Source organism: Clostridium sp. CS001, from assembly GCF_020443565.1.
Classification (GTDB): domain Bacteria; phylum Bacillota; class Clostridia; order Clostridiales; family Clostridiaceae; genus Clostridium_AD.
Genome location: NZ_JAIZZN010000066.1, coordinates 1 through 1,656, shown reverse-complemented (window position 1 = coordinate 1,656; position 1,656 = coordinate 1). Strand labels below are relative to the sequence as shown.

The 1,656-nt window shown below is 29.9% G+C and carries 1 protein-coding gene; it reads left to right on the top strand.

What is annotated here, in order from left to right:
* Positions 1–166: 166 nt before the first annotated feature.
* Positions 167–1,441 carry an IS4 family transposase gene (locus LGK97_RS19535; RefSeq protein WP_226261986.1) on the top strand — a complete coding sequence of 425 codons (1,275 nt, stop codon included), beginning with the start codon at positions 167–169 and terminating at the stop codon, positions 1,439–1,441.
* The last annotated feature ends 215 nt before the right edge of the window (positions 1,442–1,656 follow it).

The following is a 1,656-nucleotide window of genomic DNA, read 5'->3' as shown; positions in this document are numbered from 1 at the left end:
ATAGTGCCACCCACGTGGCCAATGTCATCAAGCTAAGATAACACAAACTGGTAATTAAAATAATTAAATGAATTCAAGAAAACACTTGACATTTGAAAAACACCGCAATAATCGAATTGAACACCCTATTTCGGGGTGTATCTTATGAATTATTGGGGTGTTTTAGGTGAAAACAAAAAGAAATTTTGCAGCAGAAGGAATTAGATTATCGTATGAACTTATAAGTGGTATAATATTCATGTGTGAAACAAGAACAAAAAATACGTATTTCACAAGAATAGGAAACAATAAAATGACATTTAAGAGTATTGTAGTTTTTATGTTGAACTTTGTAAGAAAAAGCCTTCAGTTGGAATTAGATGATTTCTTCGGTGAAATAATTGACCCCAATGCAAGTGTTACAAAGCAAGCATTTTCAGAGGCTAGGCAGAAAATATCACCCACAGCATTTGTAAAATTATCTGATACAATAATAAAATGGTTTTATGAAGATACACACTTTAAAACGTTTAAAGGATATAGAATATTAAGTGTTGATGGGACAATATTAGAAGTAAGTAATACTGAAAATTTAAGAAATGAATTTGGATATACTGAAAATAAAAGCATGAAACTGGCTAGGGCTAGAGCATCTGGTTTGTTTGATGTTGAAAATGAAATGATTATTACTGCTGTATTAGGGAAATATAAGGCAAATGAAAGGACGCAAGCAGAAGAACTCATAAATAAGCTAGAGGAAATAGGTTTTTCTAACGATTTAATTCTATTTGATAGAGGCTACCCATCAAAGGATTTAATCTGTTTCATGGAGAAGAAAAAATTAAAATACTTGATGAGGGTTTCTACTTCTTTTAAGTCTTTTTCTAATGTAAAAGGTGAAGATCAAATAGTGGAAATAAAAAACAATAAAGAGAAACTCAAAGTTAGAGTACTTAAATTCGATTTAGATTCAGGTGTTACAGAGATCCTCATTACAAATATTTTTGATGAAAGCTTTACGGTTATGGACTTTAAAGAACTTTATTTTAAGCGTTGGGGAATTGAAGTTAAGTATAATGAATTAAAAAACAGACTTCAAATAGAGAACTTTACCGGAGAAACAGTAATTGCAATAAACCAAGATTTCTATGCTACAGTTTATTTAGCTAATATGGCTACGCTTGTAAAAATGGATGCAGATGTAATTATTAGTGAAAGAAATAAAGATAAAGATTTGAAGTATGAATATAAAGTTAATACTAATATCCTTATAGGTAAGTTAAAAAACTCATTGGTTTGTATGCTTCTAGAAGATAATCCTACAAAACGTTCAAAATTGTTAGAAAAAATCATAAAAAGAATATCAGACAACATTATTCCAATTCGTCCTGGACGAAGTAATCCACGTAGAATGAGATTACGAGCTAACAAAAATTCAATGAACAAGAAAAGAGCATTATAATCAAGTAAAAAGTAAGAATTATGTTGTTATAAAATGCAACTTTAAAAAGGCATTCAGTCAAAATGACCGAAGGTCTGTTAAAGTTGCATATAACCAGGTGATATTTGCAATGATAAGACTTTGTGAAATCATATTAAAATAAATTCAAGTTACAAACTTCAAATGTAATTTATTTGAAGACTAACTTGATGACATTGCCCACGTGGCAAGTGGCA